Annotated in this window: 16 protein-coding genes; 15 read left to right on the forward strand and 1 reads right to left on the reverse strand. The window is 47.8% G+C overall.

Annotated elements, in window-relative coordinates:
- Positions 1–100: 100 nt before the first annotated feature.
- The 13 genes from LMS44_RS07540 (at position 101) to LMS44_RS07600 (ending at position 18,186) form a co-directional block, all read left to right on the forward strand.
- The gene (locus tag LMS44_RS07540; RefSeq protein ID WP_206478059.1) at positions 101–1,291 is read left to right on the forward strand and encodes an NAD-dependent epimerase/dehydratase family protein; all 1,191 of its coding nucleotides are present in this window, start codon (positions 101–103) and stop codon (positions 1,289–1,291) included.
- Between the two features lie 8 nt (positions 1,292–1,299).
- On the forward strand, positions 1,300–4,521 hold the full coding sequence (locus tag LMS44_RS07545; RefSeq protein WP_498947190.1) for a glycosyltransferase: 3,222 nt from the start codon (positions 1,300–1,302) through the stop codon (positions 4,519–4,521).
- Positions 4,522–4,589: 68 nt separating this feature from the next.
- The gene (locus tag LMS44_RS07550; RefSeq protein ID WP_498947191.1) at positions 4,590–5,348 is read left to right on the forward strand and encodes a hypothetical protein; all 759 of its coding nucleotides are present in this window, start codon (positions 4,590–4,592) and stop codon (positions 5,346–5,348) included.
- Positions 5,349–5,402: 54 nt separating this feature from the next.
- Positions 5,403–6,386, forward strand: a complete 984-nt coding sequence (locus LMS44_RS07555) for a Rossmann-fold NAD(P)-binding domain-containing protein (RefSeq protein ID WP_498947192.1) — start codon at positions 5,403–5,405, stop codon at positions 6,384–6,386.
- Between the two features lie 31 nt (positions 6,387–6,417).
- Complete coding sequence (locus LMS44_RS07560) at positions 6,418–7,428, forward strand: sulfotransferase family protein (RefSeq protein WP_498947193.1); 1,011 nt, start codon at positions 6,418–6,420, stop codon at positions 7,426–7,428.
- A gap of 3 nt (positions 7,429–7,431) precedes the next feature.
- Positions 7,432–8,547, forward strand: coding sequence for a CgeB family protein (locus tag LMS44_RS07565; RefSeq protein WP_498947194.1), 1,116 nt, complete (start codon positions 7,432–7,434; stop codon positions 8,545–8,547).
- 24 nt (positions 8,548–8,571) lie between these two features.
- Positions 8,572–9,888: a glycosyltransferase family protein gene (locus LMS44_RS07570; RefSeq protein ID WP_498947195.1), complete on the forward strand. Its 1,317-nt coding sequence runs from the start codon at positions 8,572–8,574 to the stop codon at positions 9,886–9,888.
- Positions 9,881–11,482 carry a glycosyltransferase family protein gene (locus LMS44_RS07575; protein WP_498947196.1) on the forward strand — a complete coding sequence of 534 codons (1,602 nt, stop codon included), beginning with the start codon at positions 9,881–9,883 and terminating at the stop codon, positions 11,480–11,482. The genes LMS44_RS07570 and LMS44_RS07575 overlap by 8 nt, the downstream gene beginning before the upstream one ends.
- A gap of 542 nt (positions 11,483–12,024) precedes the next feature.
- On the forward strand, positions 12,025–12,732 hold the full coding sequence (locus LMS44_RS07580) for an adenylyl/phosphoadenylyl-sulfate reductase (protein WP_498947197.1): 708 nt from the start codon (positions 12,025–12,027) through the stop codon (positions 12,730–12,732).
- A 97-nt stretch (positions 12,733–12,829) separates the two neighbouring features.
- Complete coding sequence (locus LMS44_RS07585) at positions 12,830–13,939, forward strand: hypothetical protein (RefSeq protein WP_498947198.1); 1,110 nt, start codon at positions 12,830–12,832, stop codon at positions 13,937–13,939.
- A 15-nt stretch (positions 13,940–13,954) separates the two neighbouring features.
- Complete coding sequence (locus LMS44_RS07590) at positions 13,955–14,830, forward strand: MBL fold metallo-hydrolase (protein ID WP_138800591.1); 876 nt, start codon at positions 13,955–13,957, stop codon at positions 14,828–14,830.
- Positions 14,831–14,926: 96 nt separating this feature from the next.
- Positions 14,927–16,780, forward strand: coding sequence for a glutamine--fructose-6-phosphate aminotransferase (gene glmS, locus LMS44_RS07595; RefSeq protein ID WP_498947199.1), 1,854 nt, complete (start codon positions 14,927–14,929; stop codon positions 16,778–16,780).
- Positions 16,781–17,229: 449 nt separating this feature from the next.
- Positions 17,230–18,186, forward strand: a complete 957-nt coding sequence (locus LMS44_RS07600; protein WP_498947200.1) for a sulfotransferase family protein — start codon at positions 17,230–17,232, stop codon at positions 18,184–18,186.
- A 352-nt stretch (positions 18,187–18,538) separates the two neighbouring features.
- Here LMS44_RS07600 and LMS44_RS07605 read toward each other — a convergent pair whose 3' ends face one another.
- Positions 18,539–20,266 (reverse strand): SLC13 family permease, encoded by a 1,728-nt coding sequence (locus LMS44_RS07605; protein ID WP_498947201.1) that lies wholly within the window; start codon positions 20,264–20,266, stop codon positions 18,539–18,541.
- A 685-nt stretch (positions 20,267–20,951) separates the two neighbouring features.
- On the opposite strand from LMS44_RS07605, the gene cysD reads away from it, so the two are divergent.
- On the forward strand, positions 20,952–21,854 hold the full coding sequence (gene cysD / locus LMS44_RS07610) for a sulfate adenylyltransferase subunit CysD (protein ID WP_027958948.1): 903 nt from the start codon (positions 20,952–20,954) through the stop codon (positions 21,852–21,854).
- The gene (gene cysN, locus LMS44_RS07615) at positions 21,854–23,758 is read left to right on the forward strand and encodes a bifunctional sulfate adenylyltransferase subunit 1/adenylyl-sulfate kinase (RefSeq protein ID WP_498947202.1); all 1,905 of its coding nucleotides are present in this window, start codon (positions 21,854–21,856) and stop codon (positions 23,756–23,758) included. The genes cysD and cysN overlap by 1 nt, the downstream gene beginning before the upstream one ends.
- Positions 23,759–23,782 lie beyond the last annotated feature (24 nt).

Here is a 23,782-nt window from a genome sequence, read left to right on the forward strand (position 1 = left end):
CGGTTCTTCTCCTTCAGTGATATGAGGCGCTCTTTCACCGAGTGCCCAACCTAAAGACGAATTTTCGACATTCTCATCATCCATTAACAAGGTATTTACCATGGCATCACATATTTTGATTCTTGGCGGCGACGGTTACCTCGGTTGGCCCACGGCTATGTATTTCTCTCAACGTGGTTATGAAGTCACGGTCGTAGACAACTACATGCGCCGCCATGCCTGTGACGAAATCGATGTAGGTATGCTTTACCCGGTACCCACGCTGCAAGCGCGAGCCAAGATATGGCACGAGCACACCGGCAAAGAAATTAAAGTTGTGATTGGCGATCTGGGCGACCCAGAAGTTATGCGCTCGTTGTTCAACGGCAACGTCAAATACGACTGGGCGGTCAACCCCCAATTTAGCGGCATTCCAGAAACTGTTGTCCACTATGCCGAGCAACCCTCCGCGCCATACTCGCTGATGGACTATAAGCGCGCTGATATCACCATCACCAACAATCTGCGCGTGACCAACAACCTGGTTTTCGCTGTTCGTGACTACGCCCGCGACACTCACATCATCAAGCTGGGTACTATGGGTGAGTACGGCACCCCGAACATCGATATCGAGGAAGGCTGGCTTGAGATCGAGCATAAAGGTCGTAAGGGTAAGTTCCTGTTCCCACGCCAGGCCGGTTCCCTGTACCACACCACTAAAGTGATGGACACCGATCTATTGTGGTTTGCTGTGCGCATGTGGGATCTGAAAGTGACCGATCTCATGCAGGGCCCGGTATATGGCAACGAAACCGAAGAGTCCGCCATTGATGAACGACTGAATACCATCTTCAACTATGATGAAGTGTTCGGCACTGTGGTTAATCGCTTTGTTGTGCAGGCTATTGCCGGTTACCCGCTTACCGTATACGGTCAGGGCGGGCAGACGCGTGGTTATCTGAATATCAAAGACACCCTCCAATGCGTACACAGATCCACCGAAACTCCGGCGGATAAAGGTGAGCTGCGAATTTTCAACCAGATTATGGAAACCTTCAGCGTCAAGGAGCTCGCCGAGCTTACCCAGAAGGTCGGTAACAAGCTGGGCCATAACGTGGAAGTGAAGAGTATTGAAAACCCACGCAAAGAAGCCGAAGAGCATTACTATAACCCTTCCTATCAAGGGCTGATCGATATTGGTGTAGAGCCGCACTACCTAACGGAAGAAGTGATGGAGCAGATGCTTCGTGTTGCAGATAGGTACAAGGATAATATCCGCAATGATGTCATCTTCCGCGGAGTTAAATGGTAAGCGTCTGAATGAAAACCCTGGCTAATACGCAGCCAAAAGCTCTGGCCGCCTTCAAGGCGGCCAGACTGCTTTTTCAGCAGCATCAATTTAATGAAGCGCGTGAAAAAGCACGTGAATACAGGCGTCTTATTGCCTATCGCCGTTTTTCAATGACCGAGCAGCGCATAGCATCGTCGCCGGTATGTTCAATCATTATCGTAATCCATCGAGCAAGTTCTGACACACTCGAATGTATTGATCGGCTGCAAGCTCAAGCTGGAGCTGATCGCAGTGAAATCATCGTAGTAGACAACGGTGGCAACGAAGCCTTGCACGCTGAGCTAGCGAAACGCTCGCTGTTGCATATTCGTTGTCCGTACAATTTTTTACCCTCTGAGGGGCGTAATATCGGTGCTTTTTTTGCCCGTGCGCCGCTGCTGATATTTGTAGATGATGATGGTTTTCCAGCAGAAGACTATATTCAGCAGGCCATCAATGCACTGGCCATCCCGGATACTATCGGTGTACGGGGTCGCATTGTGCCTTTTAGCCAAGGTGGGGCCATAGCGCCGCACTATGATTTGGGCAACAAAGTTAAGGAAGACGCTAGCTTTAATTTGGAAGGCAACATGGCCATTAAGCGTAGCATATTCCAGTCGGTCGGCGGTTTCGATCCGCTGATGTTTGGCCATGAAGGCGAAGAGTTGGCTGAACGTTGCCAACGTATACAGCCGCAAGGTCTTATCCGTTACTGGCCGATGCTAGTGTTGCAGCATGATTTTGCTGAGGGAACGCGCCTTGATGCCAAGCAAGAACGGAAAGCCCTTGGCGCAGCTTATCGTGCGTGGTTGCAAGCCAACGACATACCCATAACGTCAACGTATTATTCTATAACACAGCACGGTATTACCCTTGTGCTGTATATGAGGAATAGAGTAGAGCTCTCAGACCTTATAAACTCTTTGGAGCCTCTAGCGAGCCATGATCAGCACTATTCGCTAGAAGTGCTTCTGCTTTTCGCAGGCACAGCCGGTGAAACTCAAGAACTAGCCCTGCATATTGTCAAGCATTTCGCAGGTCGTCTAGCCTGCTATGTATTGCCTGTAAAACACTGGCAGCAATCAACGCTGGCTCAGCGGGCACGGTATTCAACTCTTTTATTGGCAGGCGAGCCGTTAACGATAGGGCCAGATGAATTAACAAGCGCGTTTGACGTGTTAGAGGAAGAGCAGGTGCCGTGGCTGGCGTTAGATGATGCTCTTTCCCCAAAAGCAGTTCTGCTTAGCCTGCCTGAATACTTAAATGCATGTGAGAGCAGTAGGGGCGCACCACTATCTTTGAAAGACTTTACTATTGGTGCGGGTCATATAGAACCAGAGATGCAGTGGCGGTTGACGCAGCGTATTAACGCCTTGAGCATTCAGCAAAGATTGAAAAAGCGCCAAAAATTACCCAGCATTTGGTGTAATAGTGTAAATAATCCCTCAAATTTGCTGCTTCACTCCACACCCCATTTTCGTGATGAAAACTTACAGCCCTGGCGGCATTTGCCTGATCATCTAGTCAGCATCGCCTTTATTGGAAGTAGTGCGCTTTGCAAGCAACTGGAAAGTGTCTGCCGTGTTTTTCCTCTTGATTTGACACACTATGCAGATAAAGTAAAGCAGGCAAACATTCCTAGCCAGTGCGACTTGTTGCTGGTGGAATCCCTACTGCTTTCCGGCAACCAGCAAGATTACGAAAGTGCATGCATTACGTGGGCTGCCCAGTTTAAGCAAGCAAGCAAACCTAGTGCTTTCTGGCTAACTGAATCACTGGCGCATTTGCCATTGCTAGCGAATCTAGCTAGCCATTTTGACAACGCTTACGCTATAGAGCCGGCTAGTGCTCAAGATCTGGAGCAACACCTTGCGGTGTGTAAGCCAAATGCTACGACTATTGATATTCTGTCACCCTGCATAGCATCAGCACATCACAATGCTATTAGGCAGTTTAAGGCAGATACATTTGAAAACCTTCATGTCCTATACGATGGCTGGGCTGATTTAATCGAATTTGAAGAAAATCGTATACTACTTAGCCAGCACAAACGTAATGATTTACTTATTGCTGACAGTCAGTGGCAGTTTAATCAGCTTAAACTCAACGATTTTCCTGAATTCTCTCCGTATGTTTTAGGCTTTCTTTCTGCCGAGCAAAAGCATCAAGCGCTAAAAGAGTTCAGCATACTGTTGGTTACATCGCGTACGCTGAAATCTTCCATTAAGCTTCAGCAAGAAGTCGCTGAAGCATTGGCCGCCAAGTGTAGGGTGCTCGTATACGTTCATGAAGATGATGTTATTGACCTCGGCCCCTTCGGTGAGTATGTAGAGTATTATCGCGATGCGGGCACATTGTTTGAGCGGCTGGAATGGTTTAAAGAAAATCCTTGGCAATGCAAAGGTGAAGCGCAGCGAGGTTGGCGTGCGGTTCACCAGTACCACACTATTCAACAACGTATTGATCAGCTGCTCGAAGGAGCTGGAAGCCCCAAGCGCGTCAATGTAGAGCCGCTAGTCAGTTGCCTGACCGTTACCAAACGCCCGCAATTGATCCAAACTGTGATCGATAACTATGAACGCCAATCGTATCCCCATAAGGAACTACTGATCGCTCTTAATAGCGCAGATGTCGATATAGAAGCTATCAAATCACAAGTGCTGCAAGCCGTGCCCAATGCGCGTGTATTTCAAATTGGCAGCGAACGTAATATTGGCTTCTGTCTTAACTGGCTGATGCAGCACGCCCGTGGGGGCTACTGGGCCAAGATGGATGACGATGATGAATATGGGCCTCATTATCTGCAAGACTATGTGCTCAATACCCAGGCATTGGATATCGACTTAATGGGCAAAAAAATGGGGCCAACCTATTTTGAAGCCTTAGAGCAAACTTTATATCGCGATCCAGCATCTATGGCAGCGAGTGACTTTTTGATATACGACGACAACCACCATCATATGGCGGGGGCGACTTTCTTTGGAAAACATAGCCTGCTGAAGCTTAACCCATTTTCAGAAGTGCGTCGTTCGTCGGTGGATGTAGAGTTTTTTCGCGGAGCGCTTAAAAAACAGTTACATGTAATGTTGGCTGATGATTTTAACTTCACCGTTTTTCGCGCCGCTGATAAAAGCCATCATACTTGGAAAGAGAATGATGCAGCATTGCTAAATACTGCTATGCCCATCACGCGCGATCACATCAACGTGTAATGAGTCACCTATAACCGGAAAGGTATATGTTTGATGAGTGACAGAAGACAAGCAAAGGAGGCAATCAAGTGAACAAGGCCGGAGTGTCAATTCTGTTACGTGCAGGTAACAACATAGAATCTGCAAAACAGTTTCTGCATCAATTGATCAAGGTGAATACGCTCCTTCCTGTCGAAGTGGTGTTGCTGTTCAACGAGCCGCAGGCTAAACACCTGCAACTGATGCGTGAGTTCGCTGGTAAAGTATCGCTGATTATCCGCCCAGCCAAGGGGCGTACCTTTGCCAATGTGGCAGGACAACTGCGTTATGAGCAGATACTGATACTCACCACACCTGTAGAGATAAAAGACGATGTGTTGCCAAAGGCTACGCAACAGCTACGCAACAGCAATAAACACTACCTAGCACTGAAAGCCCCTGGCCAGGCGCTACTCATAAAGCACGCCCGCATGTCGCATCTAGAAGGGCAATCACTAACGGCGGCACCCAATGCCTTGCAGCAAGCGCTGGATAGTAAACCCTCAGCGCGGCAACAACCGAAAGTGTCTGTAGCTGAAAACGCCGTTCTGGATCAGCAAATTCATGCTCTTGAGCAAGAGTTAGAAAAGCTCGACCAATCCTTGAGCACGCAATACCGAGAGATTGACGAACTGGATATTCAATACGAGAAGCTACAGGGCGAGGGCCAGTCGCCGGAAGAAACACAGCGGCTCAAAGCTCAGCTCAAAGAGCGCGTATTCAACGCCAACGACACATTGAAGACACTCAAGAGCCAACATGACGAACTGGAGCGGCTACGTATTCGTCGCTACAGCATTGTTGCCTAAATCTTTTTGTTACTCGTGCCGTTACTTAAACTCATTTTAAAGAGGTAACCTTTCATGGCTCAAAATAATGTAATTTTAATCACTGGTGGTTGTGGTTTTATCGGCACCTCCCTTATTGATGCGCTTTTACAAGGCGGCTGCACGCAGCCTATTCGTGTGCTGGATAGCTTGGTAACCGGCAGCCCTGAAGACCTTGCCGAAGTCACCGAGTTTGAAACCTTGACCGTTAACCAACTGCATACAGCTGCCAAGCAAGTAGTGCTGGTGCAGGGCGATATCCGCGATATCACGTTAACCGAGCAGGTAGCCCAAGGCGTAAGCACCATCGTTCACTTGGCTGCTAACACGGGTGTGGGCCCCTCGGTGGAAGATCCACGGCTAGATATGGAGTGCAATGTTGTTGGCACTTTCAATATGCTGGAAGCCGCCCGCAAACATGGCGTCAAGAAATTCGTGTTTGCTTCCAGCGGTGCTCCGGCAGGTGAAGTAGAACCGCCGATTCATGAAGAACTGCCACCGCACCCTGTATCGCCTTATGGTTCCAGCAAGCTAGCAGGGGAAGGGTATTGCTCCTCGTACAACAAGACGTTTGGAATTGACACAATTTGCCTGCGCTTTGGCAATGTTTACGGCCCGCGCTCAAAAAACAAAGCCAGTGTCGTCGCCAAGTTTATCAAACAGGCGTTAGCGGGAGAGACCTGTGCCATTTACGGTGATGGTAGCCAAACCCGCGATTTTATCTACATTTTTGACCTTATTCGCGCCATTCAAGCAGCCATGGAAGCGCCTGTTGGTGGTGAAACGTTCCAGATTGCGACGGGTAAAGAGCGCACTGTAGGTGAAGTGGCTGAGTTGATCGCCAAAAACCTCGAAGCCCACGGTAAAAGCATGCAGATCACCCACGAAGCAAAACGCCTGGGCGATGTTATGCGCAACTACTCGGATACCACTAAAGCAAAAACCATACTTGGGTGGCAGACCCAAATGGACATTAATGAAGGCATTGGTGAAACCATCCGCTGGTTTCTGGCGCGTTAAATAAGCAAGTCGAAAAAGGTAAAGGAGTGACATGACAACTCAGCAAGAACAAGAGAGCAATAACCGTGAGGTAGTGGTCGTGTTAGGCGTAGGGCGCTCTGGCACCTCGTTGGCTATGCAAGCGCTGGAAACTCTGGGTATAAGAGTATCAGAGAACATTATTCCACCTAATGTTAGTAACCCGAAAGGGTTCTATGAAGACGCCGATATTGTCGAGATTCATAAACAGCTTTTAAACACACTCACGCCCAGTCCGGCCATGCCTTTACAGGAAGGCTGGATAAATACCCCGCAGGCCAGGCAGGCATTAAAGCAGCTAAAAGCTATTGTGGAAGCTCAGTTAGGTGCTGGTAAAGGAGTCTGGGCCTTTAAAGACCCCCGTACGGCGACATTTTTGCCGCTATGGATCAGGCTGTTTAATCAACTCAAGATCGTGCCACGCTTTGTTATGGCAATACGTAGCCCCCACTCCTTTATCCAATCGTTTGCGGTTCAATCCGGAAGAGAGGATCAGAGCTATGCTGAGCTGATTTTTCTTCTAAGGACATTAGATGCAATCCAGTATACAGATGGCAATTTTTATAAATTGGCTTATGAAGATTGGTTCAATAAGCCGACTGAAACTCTACAAGGCTTAGCCGACTTTCTCTTTGAAAATAAAGTAGATATTACAGGTATAAAATCTCCAGCTTCGGAAATTTTAAATCGTCGGAATAAGGGTGATATTAAGATAATCAACCCAATGGTAAATGAGTTATATCAACATCTAGTTGATTGTCATAATCTACCCGAAATGCGTGACTCGCTTTTAAACTGTGTGTTACATCAGCGTGGGATTGTTGAAGCGTTTAGACCATGGGAAAGATTGGTGACAAAAATTGAACAGCTAAATCATGAATATCGTGAACAGCTGAATGATGCATCAACTCAAAAAAGGCGACTAAACGTTTGCCGACAGCATCTTAGACGAAAAGGACAAGCGTTGGAACAGTACCAAATTGCCATTAAAAGTTTTGAGCGTCTATATGATGAAATGGAATAAGTGATGAAGCAATTAAAACACGCTAAAAAGCAACTACAATCTGTAAGCTCTCTTTCAAAACAGATAAGTTGGCTCACAGAAAAAAGCGAAATTGTATCCAAACAACCTAGCTCTTCATTAAATATTGCACTGATTTCTGGTGAAGAATTATATTTCTCATTACAGTATGAAGCCAATACTATTGTGCTAACAGAAACTAATTGGATGTGGGTTTTAAAACATGGCGGCGTGGATCTGATTTTAATTGAGTCGTGTTCTGTCGCGTCAACAGGCGATTGGGTTATGGCTCAGACTGTTTCGGACTTGAAATACTCGCCTTTGGGCATGCTGATAAAAGCCGCTCGCCAGTACCATGTTCCAGTGGCTTATTGGTTTACTTTAGATGAAATTTACCTACCGCAATACGAGCCCGCGATAAAGTGGATTGGCCATGCTTTTTGTGCTGACGACCGTGTAGCTGTCGCATTAAGGAAGCAAGCTATATCCTCAACTTACTTACCACCAGCTGTTCAGCCTGCATTGTTTAATAAGCCAATTCTATCCAAGTTAGAAACCCACATGTTAAAACGAGTAATTTGTGATAATTTATTCGAAGTAATAAGCTCTAAGGGTTTAAGAGATAGTTTTTATCAGGATCTACAAGAATTCGGTGCCCACTTTTACGATTCTCGTAATAGAATTGAGCATAAAGATGTCAAGGAATTGCAGCTGAGTTCAGAAAGGCTTCTAGGATCATTGGACTTTCAAGCTAGAGTTGCACTTTTTCAGCAATCACGCACCTTAGTAATTTTGAAAAGTGAAAAAATAACTCGCACTGAATTACAATGGTCAATCGTTGAAGCAATCGCAAGTCACATGACCGTATTGCTTGATATAAAAGTAGATGTGGGGAAATATGATTCATTTTGCCTGAAACCTGGAAATCAAAATCAATTTTTTGCTGAGCTTATCCGATATGATAAAGATTATTTGTATTATCAGAGTGTTTCTCAGAAAATGAGAGATGAAGTGCTGATTAAACATACTTTTTTTCATCGTCTAATGACGATATTTCAACAGTTAGGATTGCCCTTTCAAGACCTTAATTGCCATTCAGATAAGGCGGTTAGGTGCTTGTAAAAAGGTTTTAGACTTTGAGAGAATATGCCTGATATGAATATTTTTATCTTCTGCGGGCCACTAGCCTTTGGGAAAGGTGGTATGGAAAAGACCGCTATAAATTTGGCTAATTACTTGGCGCAGAAAAATGTAGTGACTTTGGGGTATTACAAAAGGAATGAAGTAAATGCCCCTGCTTATAATGTGGATGCTTCTGTTCTTAAAGCGCCTTGGGAAAAAGCTGTTGAAGGCTCAAGAAATTATTATGTAAGGCGAGTTTTTGAAGGGAAACCTGATTTAGCAATTTTTTTTGGCGCATCAGCAGCTTTGATGGAAGCGGTAAGTTTGATTCATGATTTTGATATCCCTTTTATTATTCATGAAGGTAGTAATCCAGACCGAGTAATTAATGATAACTGGGCAAGAGCTCGTAAGATAGGAACGTATTCAGCCTCTTGGGAGCGTGAAACAATCTACTCTACGTCATCAGCCATAAGGTTTACTATGTCTAATTATGTAGACTCATTGCCTCAATGCATTCACTATAAGGCATTTTCATTTCCAAATGCTTTTCCGTTACCTTCATGTAAAGACTGTCAAGAAGTGACGAAGCTTAATCGCATAATAAACATTGGCGGTTTAAAGCCAAACAAAAATATCATTCCCTTATTACATGCATGTAAAATTGTATTTGAGAAACATCCAAGCTGGGAGCTACATATTTTCTCAGCAACACATAAGACAGGCGAAGGAGATAGACATTTAAAGAAGATTAACAACTTTATTGACAATTACAATCTTCAGGAAAAAGTGTTTATACATGGGGAAGTCGATGATATTGGTATAGAGTATGCTAGATCAAAGATTCATGCTATAACCTCGCTTTCAGAGGGATTGAATAATGCAATTTGTGAGGCAATGACTTATGGGGTTCCTAGTGTAGGACTTAAAGGTGTCAATGGAGTTGATGGTGTTATATCAGATGAGAGGAATGGACTTCTAGTGGCTGAGTCTGAATTTTCCGATGCATTAGAGCTTTTAATAAATAACAACGAATTGTGCAAAAAATTGGGTAAGCAGGCACGAAAAGATGCGACCATGTTCGATCCAGAGGTTGTTTTTTCGCATTGGGATAATTTAATAGATACTGCGATTAAAAATCATAAAAATAGATATGTTAGTGATATGGAAGTGCATGGCAAAAGAATGGTTAGTTCTATTTATTTAAGCGCAGTAAAAGATTTTTCTGAACAGTCAAGTTGTTCTGATTTTAATTCTTTGCTTAGAAAAGAGCTAGAGTATAAAGCTGACTTTTCTGAAATTGAAAGTAAGGTATTTAGGAGGAGATGGTCAAATGTATAAAAGTAGATTGCATGTATTAATATTTGCTTCTGGCCAGTTAGATAGAATTGGAGGCGTTCAGCGTTCCTATCAAATATTGACAGATTATTTGTTAGGTGCTGGCTGGAAAATTAGTGTTTTTGGGTTTGCGCAAACTTTGCCAGGAAGCCCAGATAACTCTATGCTAGCGTATCCTTTGAATGATGATGTAAATGTTGAAAATATTACAAAGACCGTGAAAAGCTCAGGTCAGTTTGAACAGCTTGTTAAGAAAGTGAAAGCTGTAAATCCAGATGTAATTTTAGTTGTTAACAGCGCTAGGCGAGCTTTTTTGTATACAGCAGTGGCTAGGTATTTGAATATACCAGTGCTTTATTCAATGAGAGGGTCTACAGAATATTGTCTTCGATATTTATGGTCTTGTCGTGAAGTTTTAGACATGGTTTTAGATGCCGCAGATATGATACATCTACTAATGCCATCCTATAAAAATGTCTTAAAGGAACATCAGCGAGAGTCTGTAATAACTATTCCGAGCCAGATTGAGCCTGCTTCTGTATTTGGTAAGCCTGATCAGTCGGATCATAATGGACGATATAAAATTCTGTATTCAGGGAGACTTTCATTCGAAAAACAGCTACACTTCTTGCTTGAAGCTTATGCTTTGTTACGTAATGATTTTCCTGATTGGGATTTGCAAATTGTTGGGTCTGGTCCTCTAGAAGATGATCTTAAGAAAAGGTCTCGAACACTGGGTCTTGAAAATGCAGTGGAATGGCTAAGTGTAGATAATACTGAAGAAATGTATCAGTTATATCCTAAAGCAAATATTAAGGTTCTGCCTAGTTCATATGAAGGTTGCCCAATGGCTTTACGTGAGGCCATGGCACATGGCCTCCCTGTGATTGCTTATGACACTTGTTCAGGAAGTAATGAGATTATAGAGCATGGTCATGATGGTCTACTGGCCCGTTCAGACGACCCTGTTAAAGGGTTATACGATGCCATAGTTAATTTGATTCTTAGCCCAACTAAACGTGCTGAGTATGGGCGTAATGGGATTGTAAAAGCAAGGGAATACCTACCTGAGCCTATCAATAGAAAGTGGGAGAGATTGTTGTTGCAAACTATTGAAAAGCACATGGAAAAAAAGAATCTTTCTTGCCAGAATGCAAAGAGACTAGATTCTAAAATGGTAAGCATGGCAAAGCGAAACCAATATGCTAATGCTTTAATTTTTCCATTTGATAATGCCTTGTATAATGAGTATCGTGAAGAGTACTTAACTATATTTGGACGTCGACTTTTTAATGATCAATATTATCTTCAAACCTATCCAGAAGTGAAGATAGAAGGAGTAGATCCTTTGCTTCATTATCTGTCAGTAGGCTGGAAAAAAGGGTTTAATCCTTCACCTGAGTTTGATGGTGAGTTGTATCTAAGTTTGTACTGTAATGGCAAAAGCCAAAATATAAATCCACTTTTTCACTTTTATACAGTAGGAGCCTTTGAAGGATGTTTCCCATTTTTAGTTGATGATAGGTATTATGAGGAATGGCCAGACAGGAGGCCAGGTAAAGAATATTCGATTATAGATGATTTGAGTAGGCGGTAATGTTTATATTTTCGATTTGGTTTTAATAAAAGATCAAAAGTTGAGGCATAACCATTGAAACGAGTGTTCCTGTCCTAGTGCTCCGCGTGATCTTGCGCTGCCCATATATGAAGTGAACGGACACCGTAATCCTCAAGACTTAGATGTTTCCTTGTTTCAAAAAAGCTGGACTGATTTCGCGACAATGGTACCAAGTTGACTACAAATTTTTGAGGTTGTGCCATACACTGAATCATTAAAATCAGTAGCAGAAATCAATGTTGGTGTAAAAATGATGTTTTTTTTAATTTTTGATTAATTAATGTAATATCTTGCTGAGTAAATTATATTTAGTTAAGGGCGATATCGCCGAGCCCTACTTTAATTCTTATGAGTGTGTTATTTAGTGTTTGAGGGGGAATAGATGCTTTTCCTTGCGTAAGTGTCTGTAAATTAGATTTTATTTTAAATGGTTATATAAACATTGTTTTTTATTCTTTTGTAGTCTTTCGGCATTTGGATATGCTGAGGCTGATTAATTTCCAAAGCAAGGAGAAGCCAGCATGACATTTGCGGCTGAGGCAATCGGTATTGATCTGACGAATGTAAATGAAATGCTCGAGCAAGCTCCGGCCCAAGAGCGTATCGCGTGGTCGTTGGCTCACTTGCCAGGCACCTTCGTGCTTAGCTCCAGTTTTGGAATCCAGTCTGCGGTATTGCTGCATCTAGCTACGCGTATTCAGCCAGAAATGACAGTTTTGCTGGTGGATACTGGCTACCTTTTCCCTGAAACCTACCAGTTTGTTGATCTTTTAACTAAACGGCTTGGCCTAAATCTTAAGGTGGCGAAACCCGATTTCACCCCGGCGTGCTTGGAGGAAAACTTCGGTAAACTGTGGGAGCAAGGGCTTGCGGGGCTAAATCGCTATAATCAGCTGATGAAAGTGACGCCGATGGAAAAAGCCCTGGACGAGCTAGACGTTGGGACTTGGTTTGCAGGTTTACGCCGCCAGCAATCGGGTTCTCGTGAGCAACGCCCGGTAATAGAGCAGCGTCATGATGGCCGCTACAAGGTGTACCCCCTGATCGATTGGCATAGTCGTGATATTCATCATTACCTGACGGAACATAATCTTCCTTACCACCCGTTGTGGGAGAAGGGCTATGTCACAGTAGGCGATTGGCATACAAGCCAGCCGCTAACGCCTGGTATGCAGGAGGAAGATACTCGCTTCTTTGGTCTAAAACGTGAGTGTGGCTTGCACTTGTAGTCTAATTTCACCGCGTTCTATGGGTGCTGTTGCTATTGATTCCCTCTTTTCCGGTACGATACTGATCAACCATCGGTAATAGCATCGGAGTCTTTTTATGCATGGACAGCACCTTCTGGTTACAATTTCAGGTCATGGCCTTGGCCATCTTAGCCAAGCCAGCGCCGTCATCAATTCGCTATCCAGTCGTTATCCTCGTATAAAGTTATCGATACGCTCATCGCTTGCTACCACTGTGCTTCAGGAGTGGATATCACCAGCGTTTACGCACTATTGCGTTGAAGATGATATCGGTATGCGTATGACGAGTGCGCTTGATGTGGACTTAAATGCCAGTGAAGCGGCCTATACTGCGCTTCACGACCAATGGGATTTGAAAGTGGAAGCATTGGCCACGTGGTTGCGGCAGCAACACGTAACCCACGTGCTTACCGATGTTGCTTATTTACCACTGGCAGCTGCGCAGTATGCGGCCATTCCTAGCGCGGTGATTTGTTCACTGAATTGGGCAGAGGTAATAGAGCGTTATTTCAGCAGTGAACAGGCCAAGTACTGGAAGGATCAGGCGAGGCAAGCGTACCAACAAGCCAAGGTGTTTATTCAACCAGCCCCCAGTATGCCTATGCTTTGGCTTGATAATCGTCTTCAGGTAGCTCCCATCGGGCGCGTAGGGCGATGCCAGCGTGAAGCGCTCATTGCACGATTGGCTCTACCAGCGAACTGTTACATCGTTTTGGTCGGTATGGGGGGAATGGCTCTCTCACTCTCTGCAAGGCATTGGGCCAATGAGTTGCATGGGCGGCCGGTGCATTATCTTCTACCCGATTCACAGTTATCAGCAATTAAAGGTGAGGGAGTTTTAGCGTCATACTTTCACGCGGTCTCTCATACCGACTTGATGTATCAAGACCTGATGGCATCGGTTGACCTTATGATAACCAAACCGGGTTATGGCACTTTCGTTGAAGCAGCGGCTACGGGGTTACCACTGTTATTTGTAGCCCGCGATGATTGGCCAGACTCTGATAGTCTGGTGCAATGGATTGAAAAGGTCGGCCTTTCAGCACAAATCTCACGCGATGCGTTGGCAGATGGCAAATTCTCCTGCGAGATGGAGCACCTGTTAAACCAGGAGCGCTATCCGGCAATTTCGCCTTCTGGTGCTGATCAAGCAGCGGACTATCTTGTTTCTTTTTTACATGATTAATTAAGGTATACAGCTATGGCCCATTCAGTAGTTAAAGACTTTTTCGATAGTGATTCTAATACCTTTAGTTATGTGGTCAGTGACCCCGCTACGCAGTGTTGTGCTGTTGTCGATTCAGTAATGGATTTTGACTATGCATCAGGCACTGCATCGTTTGAATCTGCGAATGTAATCATTGAGTACATTCGCGAGCAAGGGTTGAAACTTGAATGGATTTTAGAAACGCATGTTCACGCAGACCATCTTTCTGCTGCGCCCTATATTAAGAGTAAGCTAGGCGGAAAGCTTGGTATTGGTGCACAAATTATTCAAGTGCAAGATATCTTCGGGAAGGTGTTTAACGCGGGCACTGAATTTGAGAGGGATGGAAGCCAGTTTGATCAGTTGTTTCATGAAGGGGATACTTTTTCCATTGGAAACCTGCCGGTGCGAGTTTTACACACCCCAGGCCATACGCCAGCGTGCGTTGCCTACTTGGTAAATGATAGCTTTGCCTTTGTAGGTGATACATTGTTTATGCCTGATTTTGGCACGGCTCGTTGTGACTTTCCCGGTGGCGATGCGCGTCAACTGTATCGTTCAATACAAAAGTTGCTAAGTTTGCCAGATGAAATACAGCTCTATATGTGCCATGACTACAAGACTGCCGGGCGCCAGGAATTTAGGAATGCTACGACTGTGAGGGAGGAGCGGGGGCATAACGTGCATGTGCGTGAAGGGACAAATGAAGATGCGTTCGTTGCTATGCGTCGCGCCCGTGATGAAAAACTACCAATGCCGCGCTTACTAATACCGTCTGTACAAGTGAATATGCGCGCAGGTAAAGCCCCTCCGGCTGAAGATAATGGTCAACATTACTTAAAAGTCCCATTGAATATAAACCATGCTTGATAGTAAGGGCATGTCAAAGTGTATTCAGTTTGCCTGTTATCAGGTTTAAGAATGGTATGTTAAGCAAAAGATTTAATTATCTAAAATAGGATCTTTATGTGCGGAATTGTTGGCGCGGTAAGCGCAAAGGATAGCACCGCCTTTCTTTTGGAAGGCTTATCTACATTGGAGTATCGCGGTTACGATTCAGCGGGTTTAGCCCTGCTATCGGGTGAGCAAAGCAGCGGTTTGCAGCGTGCCCGCTCTAAAGGGCGTGTGGCGGAATTAGCCGCCCTAGTGAAGGAAAAGGCGCTAAGTGGTCATGTGGGTATTGCCCACACCCGTTGGGCCACCCACGGCGTACCGGCAGAACGTAATGCCCACCCGCATATCTCCGGTGGTTTGGCGGTGGTGCACAACGGCATTATCGAAAACTACGAAGCGTTGCGTACCCAGTTGCAGGGCTTGGGGTATGAATTTACTTCAGACACCGACACCGAGACCATCGCCCACCTGATCCAGGCCTGCTTTAAAGGCCAAATTGGTGAGCCAGCGGAAAACCTCTTTTCTGCCGTGCAGTGCGCCGTTGAGCATCTAAAAGGAGCCTTTGCTCTGGCAGTGATTAGTGAAGAAGAGCCGGACTGCTTAGTGGTGGCCCGTGAAGGTTCGCCGCTAATGTTGGGCATTGGAGATGATGGGCACTATGCCGCTTCTGATGCTTCCGCACTGATCTCCACTACCAAGCGTTTGATGTATCTGGAAAACGGCGATGTGGCTCGTCTAAGCCGTGAAGCGGTGGTTGTCGTTGATGGTATTGGCCAGCCGGTCGATCGTAAGGTCATTACTTCAAGCTTGAGCGCTAATGCGGTAGAGCTGGGTGACTACAATCACTTCATGCAGAAGGAAATCTTCGAGCAGCCCCAGGCGCTTAGCAATACGCTGGAAATGATTAGCGGGGCAGGGCAGCTACAGCCGGGCATCTTCGGTGCAAAAGCCGCTGATATTTTCGACCAGGTAGAAGCCGTGCTAATCCTGGCCTGCGGTACTTCCAGCTATGCGGGCATGACCGCTAAGTACTGGATTGAGCAAGTGGCGGGCATCCCCTGCAACGTCGAAATCGCCAGCGAGTACCGTTACCGTCAAAGCGTTGCTAATCCTAAACAGCTGGTAGTGGTTATCTCACAGTCTGGTGAAACGGCGGATACACTGGCGGCGCTTCACCACGCTAAATCGCTAGGCCATACCCATACCTTGGCGATCTGCAACGTACCGGAATCCGCCATTGTGCGTGAAACAGCGCTGCGATTTATTACCCGCGCCGGGCCGGAAATTGGCGTTGCCTCTACCAAGGCGTTCACCACTCAGCTAAGTGCGCTGTTCCTGCTTACTCTGCTGCTTGCCAAAGCCAACCAGCGCTTAAGTGAAGCAGATGAAAAAGCTTACCTTGATGAGCTGCGTCACCTTCCCATCGCGGTAGATAAGGTGCTTGCGCTTGAACCCAGCATTGAAGCCTGGGCGAAGCACTTTGCTAATAAACATCATGCGCTGTTCTTAGGCCGTGGGCGGCATTACCCCATTGCGTTGGAAGGGGCGCTTAAGCTTAAAGAGATCTCCTATATTCATGCGGAAGCTTACCCGGCGGGTGAGTTAAAGCATGGCCCATTGGCGTTAGTCGATGCAGAAATGCCGGTAGTCGTGGTGGCTCCCAACGATGAGATGTTGGAGAAGTTAAAAGCCAACATGCAGGAAGTCAGCGCCCGTGGCGGCCAGCTGTATGTGTTTGCCGATGGCGACAGTGCCGTGAAGTCCTCTGAAGGCGTCAATGTGCTGATGATGCCAGAGCATTACGGCCTGCTTTCGCCGGTGTTGCACGTGGTAGCGCTTCAGTTGCTTTCCTACCACGTAGCGCTGGTGAAAGGCACGGATGTGGATAAGCCGCGTAATTTGGCTAAGAGCGTGACGGTAGAGTAGTGCTAATGGGCGTCGTTCCGACGCCTCCCGCGGGTGCCTCGAAACGTTCGCGGAGCTCGCTTTCTCGTTACCACGCGCTACGGTTATCACTCGATCCCGGTGGCGTGATTACGTGCACATGGCCTTGGAATCCTCACCTTCATGTGCATGCGAGATTTAGTAGCGCGTGGTAAGCGAAGCGCACCCGCGGGTGCAGCGCGCAGCGGTGCCGGGGTTTGCTCGTGCAGGCAGGGTTGGTTGGGTGCCAGTGGGCGTCGTCCCGACGCCTCCCGCGGGTGCCTAAGAACGCTCGCTGAACTCGCGTTCTTCGTTACCACGCGCTACGGTGGATGCACCTGATTCTGCTCATAATAGTGGATATCTCAAGAATACTCATTTATGAATGGACTCTCGCCAACTTTACGCTGAAGTGATTGGTAAGCGGGCGTTGTATAAAGGAGATGTAATAGATGTCGCTTTTTTTTATGCACATACCTAAAACTGCCGGGACAAGCTTTCGCAAGGGTGCTGAAACGTATTTTTCGCCAGAGCGAATTGTTTATGATTATGGTCCGAATGCTAAGGCGACGTCTCCTTTTGTGAAGGAGTCTCTGCATGTCGATCAACCTGATTTCTGGCAGTTCAGGCAGGCACTTGATAATCCAGCCATGATCGTAGGGCATGTGCCTATCGTGCGCTTTGTTTCCCTGTGGGGCGTGGGAAACACCATCACCTTCCTTCGTGAACCACTGCAACGCATTGCATCTGAATATGAGCACTTTGTCAGGAATATGGATTACAAAGGAAGCTTTAAGGAGTTCTATTCAGACCCAGCGATGCGGAATCGTCAGCGCAGGGCCTTTTCCAGGGTAAATCTTGAGGCTATCGGGTTTATAGGCTTAACAGAACGTTATTCTGAAAGTCTGGAAATGTTGAATGATCGTTTTGCAACCCGCATTCTTGAGCGCGAAGATAATCAGGGTAAGACTCGTCTGGAGGACGAGTATGAATTTGATGAAGAGGATCTCGCTGAACTCAGGAAATTGAATAGACGAGACATTGAGCTTTACCAGTATGCCTCCGCATTGTTTGATTCACGTTATGAGATGTTCAAGTCGAACCAGCCCTGGGCGCATGCTTGCCTTGTGGAGGCCACCACGGAGGGTGTCAATGGTTGGGCTTGGTGGGCGGATGAGCGAGATGTGCCGTTGGAGGTCGAACTGTGGGTCAATGGTGAGCTTACCAGCACCGTGCGCGCGGTGGAGTTTCGCCAGGAGTTGTGTCGTTTGCTGCCGCCGCGTGGCGGGTATGTGGGTTTCCATCTGCCTCTGAAATTGTCTCCTCTTGATAAGGTGCAGTGCCGTGTTGCTGCTACGGGCCAGTGGTTTCCGCCAAGCCCGCGTCTAATTGAGGAAACGGAGACGTAATACCTTCAAGGGCAACGTCAGTCGGGGACTGGCACTACTCGCCGGTGTTGGAGCACTAACTTTGTAGCGCGTGGTAAGCGAAGCGCACCCGCAGCGGCGGCACGGCGCGAAAGCAGCGTGCAGCGGTGCCGGGGTTGGTTCGTGCAGGCTGAGTTGGTTGATTGCTATTGGGCGTCGTTCCACCGCCTCCCGCGGGTGCCTCAAAACGCTCGCTGAACTCGCTTTCTCGCTACCACGCGCTACGAGACCTATACTCCTGACGATTCACGATTCACGATTCACGATTCACGATTCACGATTCACGATTCACGATTCACGATTCACGATTCACGATTCACGATTCACCCACACTTCAAAACGGAAACACCAGCGGCGTAATCAGCAGTACCGCCGCTGAATAGGTCAGGCTGACCGGCAAGCCGATCTTTAGGAAGTCCGTGATGCGGTAGCGCCCGGGTGAATAGACCATCAGGTGGGTTTGGTAGCCAAACGGGATCAAAAAGCAGGCGCTGGCGCCGTACGCTACGGCCATCACAAACGGCAGTGGGTCGGCGCCAAAGGCGTGGGCGGTGCTCCAGGCCACCGGAAAGGCTAGCGCGGCAGCGGCGTTGTTGGTCACGGTTTCTGTGAGTAGCAGCGTTAGTAGATAACAACCCACAAATGCGGCATAGATACCGTAGCCGCTGAACAGCCCCTGCATACCGCTGGCTAACAAGCCCGCCGCGCCTGAGTTTTCCAGTGCTTGGGCAATCGCTAACGCCGAACCAATAATCAGCCATAGCTCAAACGGGAAACGGCGGCGCAGTTCCGCCAGGCTAATCACTTTCATAAGCAGCAGCCCACCCAGCAGCATCAATAGCCCCTGGAACAGTGGCAGTAAATTGGCGGTGGCTAGGGTGATCACTGCCGCAAACCCGCCCACGGTGAATAGGCTTTCCCTGTTGCTCAATTGCGGCCGGGTGAAACTGCCGCTCAGTAAATGGAAGTTACGGTCTAGATTGCGGTGCTGGCGGAAATCGGCGCTCACCGCTAGCAGTAAGCAGTCACCTACACGTAAGGGAATTTTTCCCAGCTGGCCCTCTAAGCGTTTTTCTCCACGCCTTATACCAACCACACCAGCACTGAACATGCTGCGAAAATCTACATCCTGCAGGGTTTTGCCTGACAGCTCGGATTCGTGGGAAATAACGACCTCGACTAGGTTGGTTGCCAGCAGGTTATCTGCTTGATGACCAAATAAATGCAGCCCTGGAAAGCGTTGTAGGGCTTGCACTTTGCCTACTTCGCCCGTGAAAACCAGCGTGTCATAGGCTTGCAGTTGCTCATCCGGTGCCACGGGGCTTATCAGTCGTCCTTGTCGCTCTATTTCCAGTAAATAAAGCCCCTCTAAGCTGCGCAGGCCGTTTTCTTCAATGGTTTTCCCAATCATGGTTGAGTCTGGCTCTAGGTCTGCTGCTAGAAAGTAGGAGAGCTTTTCGTTGGTGTCTTCCAATTGATGGTGAGGTAAGGCGTTAGCACGCCACATTAGAACGCAAAGGGTAATCAGCGCCACAGGTATACCCACCAAACTAAATTGGAACATGCCCAGCTCGCTGCCACTGGCACTTAAATTGAATGAGTTCACTACCAGGTTGGTGGATGTGCCCACGAGTGTAGTAATACCGCCCAAGATTGAAGCGTAAGAGAGCGGGATTAATAACCGTGAAGGGGCGATACGCTGCTGGCGTGAAATAGCCCCGAGAAAGGCTGCTACCACGGCTGTGTTATTCAAAAAAGCGGAAAGTACCGCCGTACTTCCCATTAAGCGTGCCGTAGCAAGCCGCGGGTGGCCTTTTAATAGGTGGCGCGAAAGCCAGTCCAGCAAGGGCGAACGTTCAAGCGCCAGCGATACCAGCAGCAAGAGCAGCAGCGTTGCGAGCGCGGGGTTGGTGTATTGGTTGAGCAGGGTGGCGGTGTCGACAAACCCGAGCAGCAAAAAAATAGCGGCTAATGTGGCAAAAGCAATGGCGGGCTTTACACGCCCGCTGATTAACAGCGCTAATAAAATCGTAATGGAAAGCAGAACGGCCCAGGGGGTCATGGTGGGTCCTTAAAATACGGTAACTTCATGGTTCGCTTGCTGGATTTTACGCAGGCTTTTATGATGGAGTCTAATGTTTGTAAATCTGCGATGTTTTAATTGATAAAAATCTAAATACAGCTGATTAACGATAAGTTTGAGCATTATAGGCTTATCACGTGAAAGGGTAATTCGGCTCTCCATGCAAATCGTAAAGCTGCTTCAGGGTAGTTTGATGATCCCGTTGAGCCGTCAGCAAACCCGTTCCTACCGTAACTGCGCTTAAAGCAACGGTGTTGATACAAGTAGGTGACAGCTAGCCTCATGGAATAGCAAAAAGTGCTGACCAGCGTTGGCAAGGGTGGCATGTCTCGCGAGGAATATCTCTGCAGCCGATGTATTAATTTTAATTGCAAGGTACGTTTGGATGCGCTGTTTAAGCGCTAGCCCTGGGGAATAATTATTTGTCCAGTATACAAGCGCTGGTTAAATAAGGGGCAAGATGGCGAAGTCAACACAGTAAGAGACTAGACGCTTTGACATGTCAGGGCGCTTGGTTGTCAGCCAGCCCAGAAATAACGGTTTGGTTAGCGTAACATACGATGTTTTGGTTAGTGCCGGTACCTGCCGATATTGGCTTGGCTTCTTAGCACTTAAGAACAAATTTTTCACGCTATGTTTTTTCACACAATTGTTGGGATAGATGATGACATCACTCACCCATTTACAGCGACTGGAAGCGGAAAGCATTCAGATCATGCGCGAAGTGGTTGCCGAGACTGAAAACCCGGTAATGCTTTATTCCGTTGGCAAAGACTCGGCAGTCATGCTGCACTTGGCCCGTAAAGCTTTTGCACCTTCGCCGCCGCCGTTCCCGCTGCTGCACGTTGATACCCGCTGGAAGTTCCGGGCCATGTATGAATTCCGCGACAATATGGCGGAAGAGATTGGTATGGATCTGTTGGTGCACATCAACCCGGAGGGCGTCGAGAAGGACATTAATCCGTTTACCCACGGCTCGGCGATTCATACCGACATAATGAAGACCGAAGGCCTGAAGCAGGCACTGGATAAGTACGGCTTTGATGCGGCTTTCGGCGGCGCCCGGCGCGATGAGGAGAAGTCCCGTGCCAAGGAGCGTATTTTCTCGTTCCGTACTGCACAGCACCGCTGGGATCCGAAAAATCAGCGCCCCGAACTTTGGAAGCTCTATAACACCCGCAAGAATGGTAAAGAGTCGATACGCGTGTTTCCGATCTCCAACTGGACCGAACTGGATATCTGGCAGTACATCTATCTGCAGAATATCCCCATTGTGCCGCTCTACTATGCGGCTGAACGGCCGGTGGTGGAGCGTGATGGTGCGCTGATTATGGTCGATGATGAACGCATGCCGTTAGAACCGGGTGAAGTGCCTATGATGCGTAAAGTACGTTTTCGCACCCTGGGCTGCTACCCGCTCACCGGTGCGGTTGAGTCAGAAGCGGATACCTTGCCTGCCATTATTCAAGAAATGCTGCTGACCAAAACATCGGAACGCCAGGGCCGGGTGATTGATAGCGATAGTGCGGCATCCATGGAGAAGAAGAAGCAAGAGGGGTATTTTTAATGTCTCACTCATCTGACCTGATTGCTGACGATATCGAAGGCTACCTGAAAGCCCACGAGCATAAGGGCTTGCTGCGTTTTATTACTTGCGGCAGCGTGGACGATGGCAAAAGTACTCTGATTGGCCGTTTGCTGTTTGAGTCCAAGTTGCTGTTTGAAGACCAGTTGGCCTCCATTGAGGCGGATTCGAAAAAATACGGCACCCAGGGCGGCGAGATGGATTTTGCGCTGCTGGTAGATGGTTTGGCCGCAGAGCGCGAGCAGGGTATTACCATCGATGTGGCGTATCGGTTCTTTTCCACCGAGAAGCGCAAGTTTATCGTGGCGGATACCCCAGGCCACGAGCAGTACACCCGAAACATGGTGACAGGGGCTTCCACGGCTGATGCTGCTATCTTGATGGTCGATGCCCGCCACGGCATTTTGACCCAAACCCGCCGCCATAGCTTTTTGATGTCGTTAATGGGCATGCGCCACGTGGTGGTGGCCATTAACAAGATGGATTTGGTCGACTACTCCAAAGCGCGTTTTGATCAGATTGTGGAAGAGTACCGCGCTTTCGCCAAACAGCTGGGACTGGAGAACATCACCTTCATTCCCATGTCGGCGCTGAAGGGCGACAACGTCATAGAACACAGCGCTAAAATGCCTTGGTACCACGGTACGACGCTGCTGGGTTACCTGGAAACGGTCGAGCTGGATGCGGAGCACCTTCAGCGCTCGCCTTTCCGCATGCCCGTGCAGTGGGTCAATCGGCCCAACCTGGATTTCCGCGGTTTTACCGGCATGGTGGCTAGCGGTGTGGTGCACCCGGGTGATCAAATCCGCGTTCAGCCTTCTGGCAATACCAGCGCTGTTTCACGGATTTATACCCTGGATGGTGACCTGGATGAGGCCGTGGCCGGGCAGTCCATCACACTGTTGCTGGAAGATGAGATTGATATTTCCCGTGGCGATGTGATTTCCGGCGTAGACCAGCCAGCCCATACTGCCGACCAGTTTGAAACCACCCTGGTGTGGATGCACGAAGCGCCGCTGTTGCCGGGTCGCCCATACTTGATGAAGCTGGGCACCCAAACGGTTTCCGCGACCGTGACGGATATCAAGTACCAGGTCAATGTGAATACCCTGGAACACACGGCGAGCAAGCAGCTTGATTTGAACGGTATTGGTATTTGTACCCTAAGCCTTAACCGTGCGGTTGCCTTCGATGCCTATAAAGACAACCACGATACCGGCGGCTTTATCCTCATCGACCGTATGAGCAACAATACGGTTGGCGCAGGAATGCTGCACTTCGCCTTACGGCGTAGCGAGAATATCCATATGCAACATGTGGATATTGATAAACAGGCACGTGCGTTGGCCAAAGGACAAAAGCCAGCTGTGCTGTGGTTCACCGGGCTTTCCGGAGCAGGTAAATCGACCATTGCTAACCTGGTCGAGAAAAAACTCTTCACCCACGGCCATCATACCTACCTGTTGGATGGCGATAATGTGCGCCATGGCTTGAATCGTGATTTAGGCTTTACCGATGCTGACCGCGTTGAAAATGTTCGCAGGGTAGCGGAAACCGCCAAGCTAATGGTGGATGCCGGGCTGATTGTGATGTCGGCGTTTATCTCGCCTTTCCGCAGCGAGCGCCAGTTGGCGCGGGATCTGTTGGAAGCGGGCGAGTTCATGGAGATTTTTGTCGATGCTCCGCTGGATGTTGTTGAGGCACGTGACCCGAAAGGCCTCTACAAAAAGGCCCGCCGTGGAGAGCTGAAAAACTTCACTGGGATTGATTCCGCTTATGAAGCGCCTGAGGCACCGGATGTTCATTTGAAAACATCTGAAATGGACGCTGAAGAAGCGGCTGACGCTGTGATCGCTGCATTGCGTGAACGTGGAATGATTAGCTGACTTGAATGCGCTAGCTGTCAGGTG

The sequence above is a fragment of the Halomonas profundus genome (assembly GCF_020865425.1).
In the GTDB taxonomy this organism is placed as follows: domain Bacteria; phylum Pseudomonadota; class Gammaproteobacteria; order Pseudomonadales; family Halomonadaceae; genus Vreelandella; species Vreelandella titanicae.

Coding starts and splice junctions, on each gene's coding strand:
- LMS44_RS07575 (WP_498947196.1), top strand. CDS start 9,881: ATGTATAAAAGTAGATTGCATGTATTAATATTTGCTTCTGGCCAGTTA.
- glmS (WP_498947199.1), top strand. CDS start 14,927: ATGTGCGGAATTGTTGGCGCGGTAAGCGCAAAGGATAGCACCGCCTTT.
- LMS44_RS07585 (WP_498947198.1), top strand. CDS start 12,830: ATGCATGGACAGCACCTTCTGGTTACAATTTCAGGTCATGGCCTTGGC.
- LMS44_RS07540 (WP_206478059.1), top strand. CDS start 101: ATGGCATCACATATTTTGATTCTTGGCGGCGACGGTTACCTCGGTTGG.
- LMS44_RS07565 (WP_498947194.1), top strand. CDS start 7,432: ATGAAGCAATTAAAACACGCTAAAAAGCAACTACAATCTGTAAGCTCT.
- LMS44_RS07560 (WP_498947193.1), top strand. CDS start 6,418: ATGACAACTCAGCAAGAACAAGAGAGCAATAACCGTGAGGTAGTGGTC.
- cysD (WP_027958948.1), top strand. CDS start 20,952: ATGACATCACTCACCCATTTACAGCGACTGGAAGCGGAAAGCATTCAG.
- LMS44_RS07555 (WP_498947192.1), top strand. CDS start 5,403: ATGGCTCAAAATAATGTAATTTTAATCACTGGTGGTTGTGGTTTTATC.
- LMS44_RS07600 (WP_498947200.1), top strand. CDS start 17,230: ATGTCGCTTTTTTTTATGCACATACCTAAAACTGCCGGGACAAGCTTT.
- LMS44_RS07605 (WP_498947201.1), bottom strand. CDS start 20,266: ATGACCCCCTGGGCCGTTCTGCTTTCCATTACGATTTTATTAGCGCTG.
- LMS44_RS07570 (WP_498947195.1), top strand. CDS start 8,572: ATGCCTGATATGAATATTTTTATCTTCTGCGGGCCACTAGCCTTTGGG.
- LMS44_RS07590 (WP_138800591.1), top strand. CDS start 13,955: ATGGCCCATTCAGTAGTTAAAGACTTTTTCGATAGTGATTCTAATACC.
- cysN (WP_498947202.1), top strand. CDS start 21,854: ATGTCTCACTCATCTGACCTGATTGCTGACGATATCGAAGGCTACCTG.
- LMS44_RS07545 (WP_498947190.1), top strand. CDS start 1,300: ATGAAAACCCTGGCTAATACGCAGCCAAAAGCTCTGGCCGCCTTCAAG.
- LMS44_RS07580 (WP_498947197.1), top strand. CDS start 12,025: ATGACATTTGCGGCTGAGGCAATCGGTATTGATCTGACGAATGTAAAT.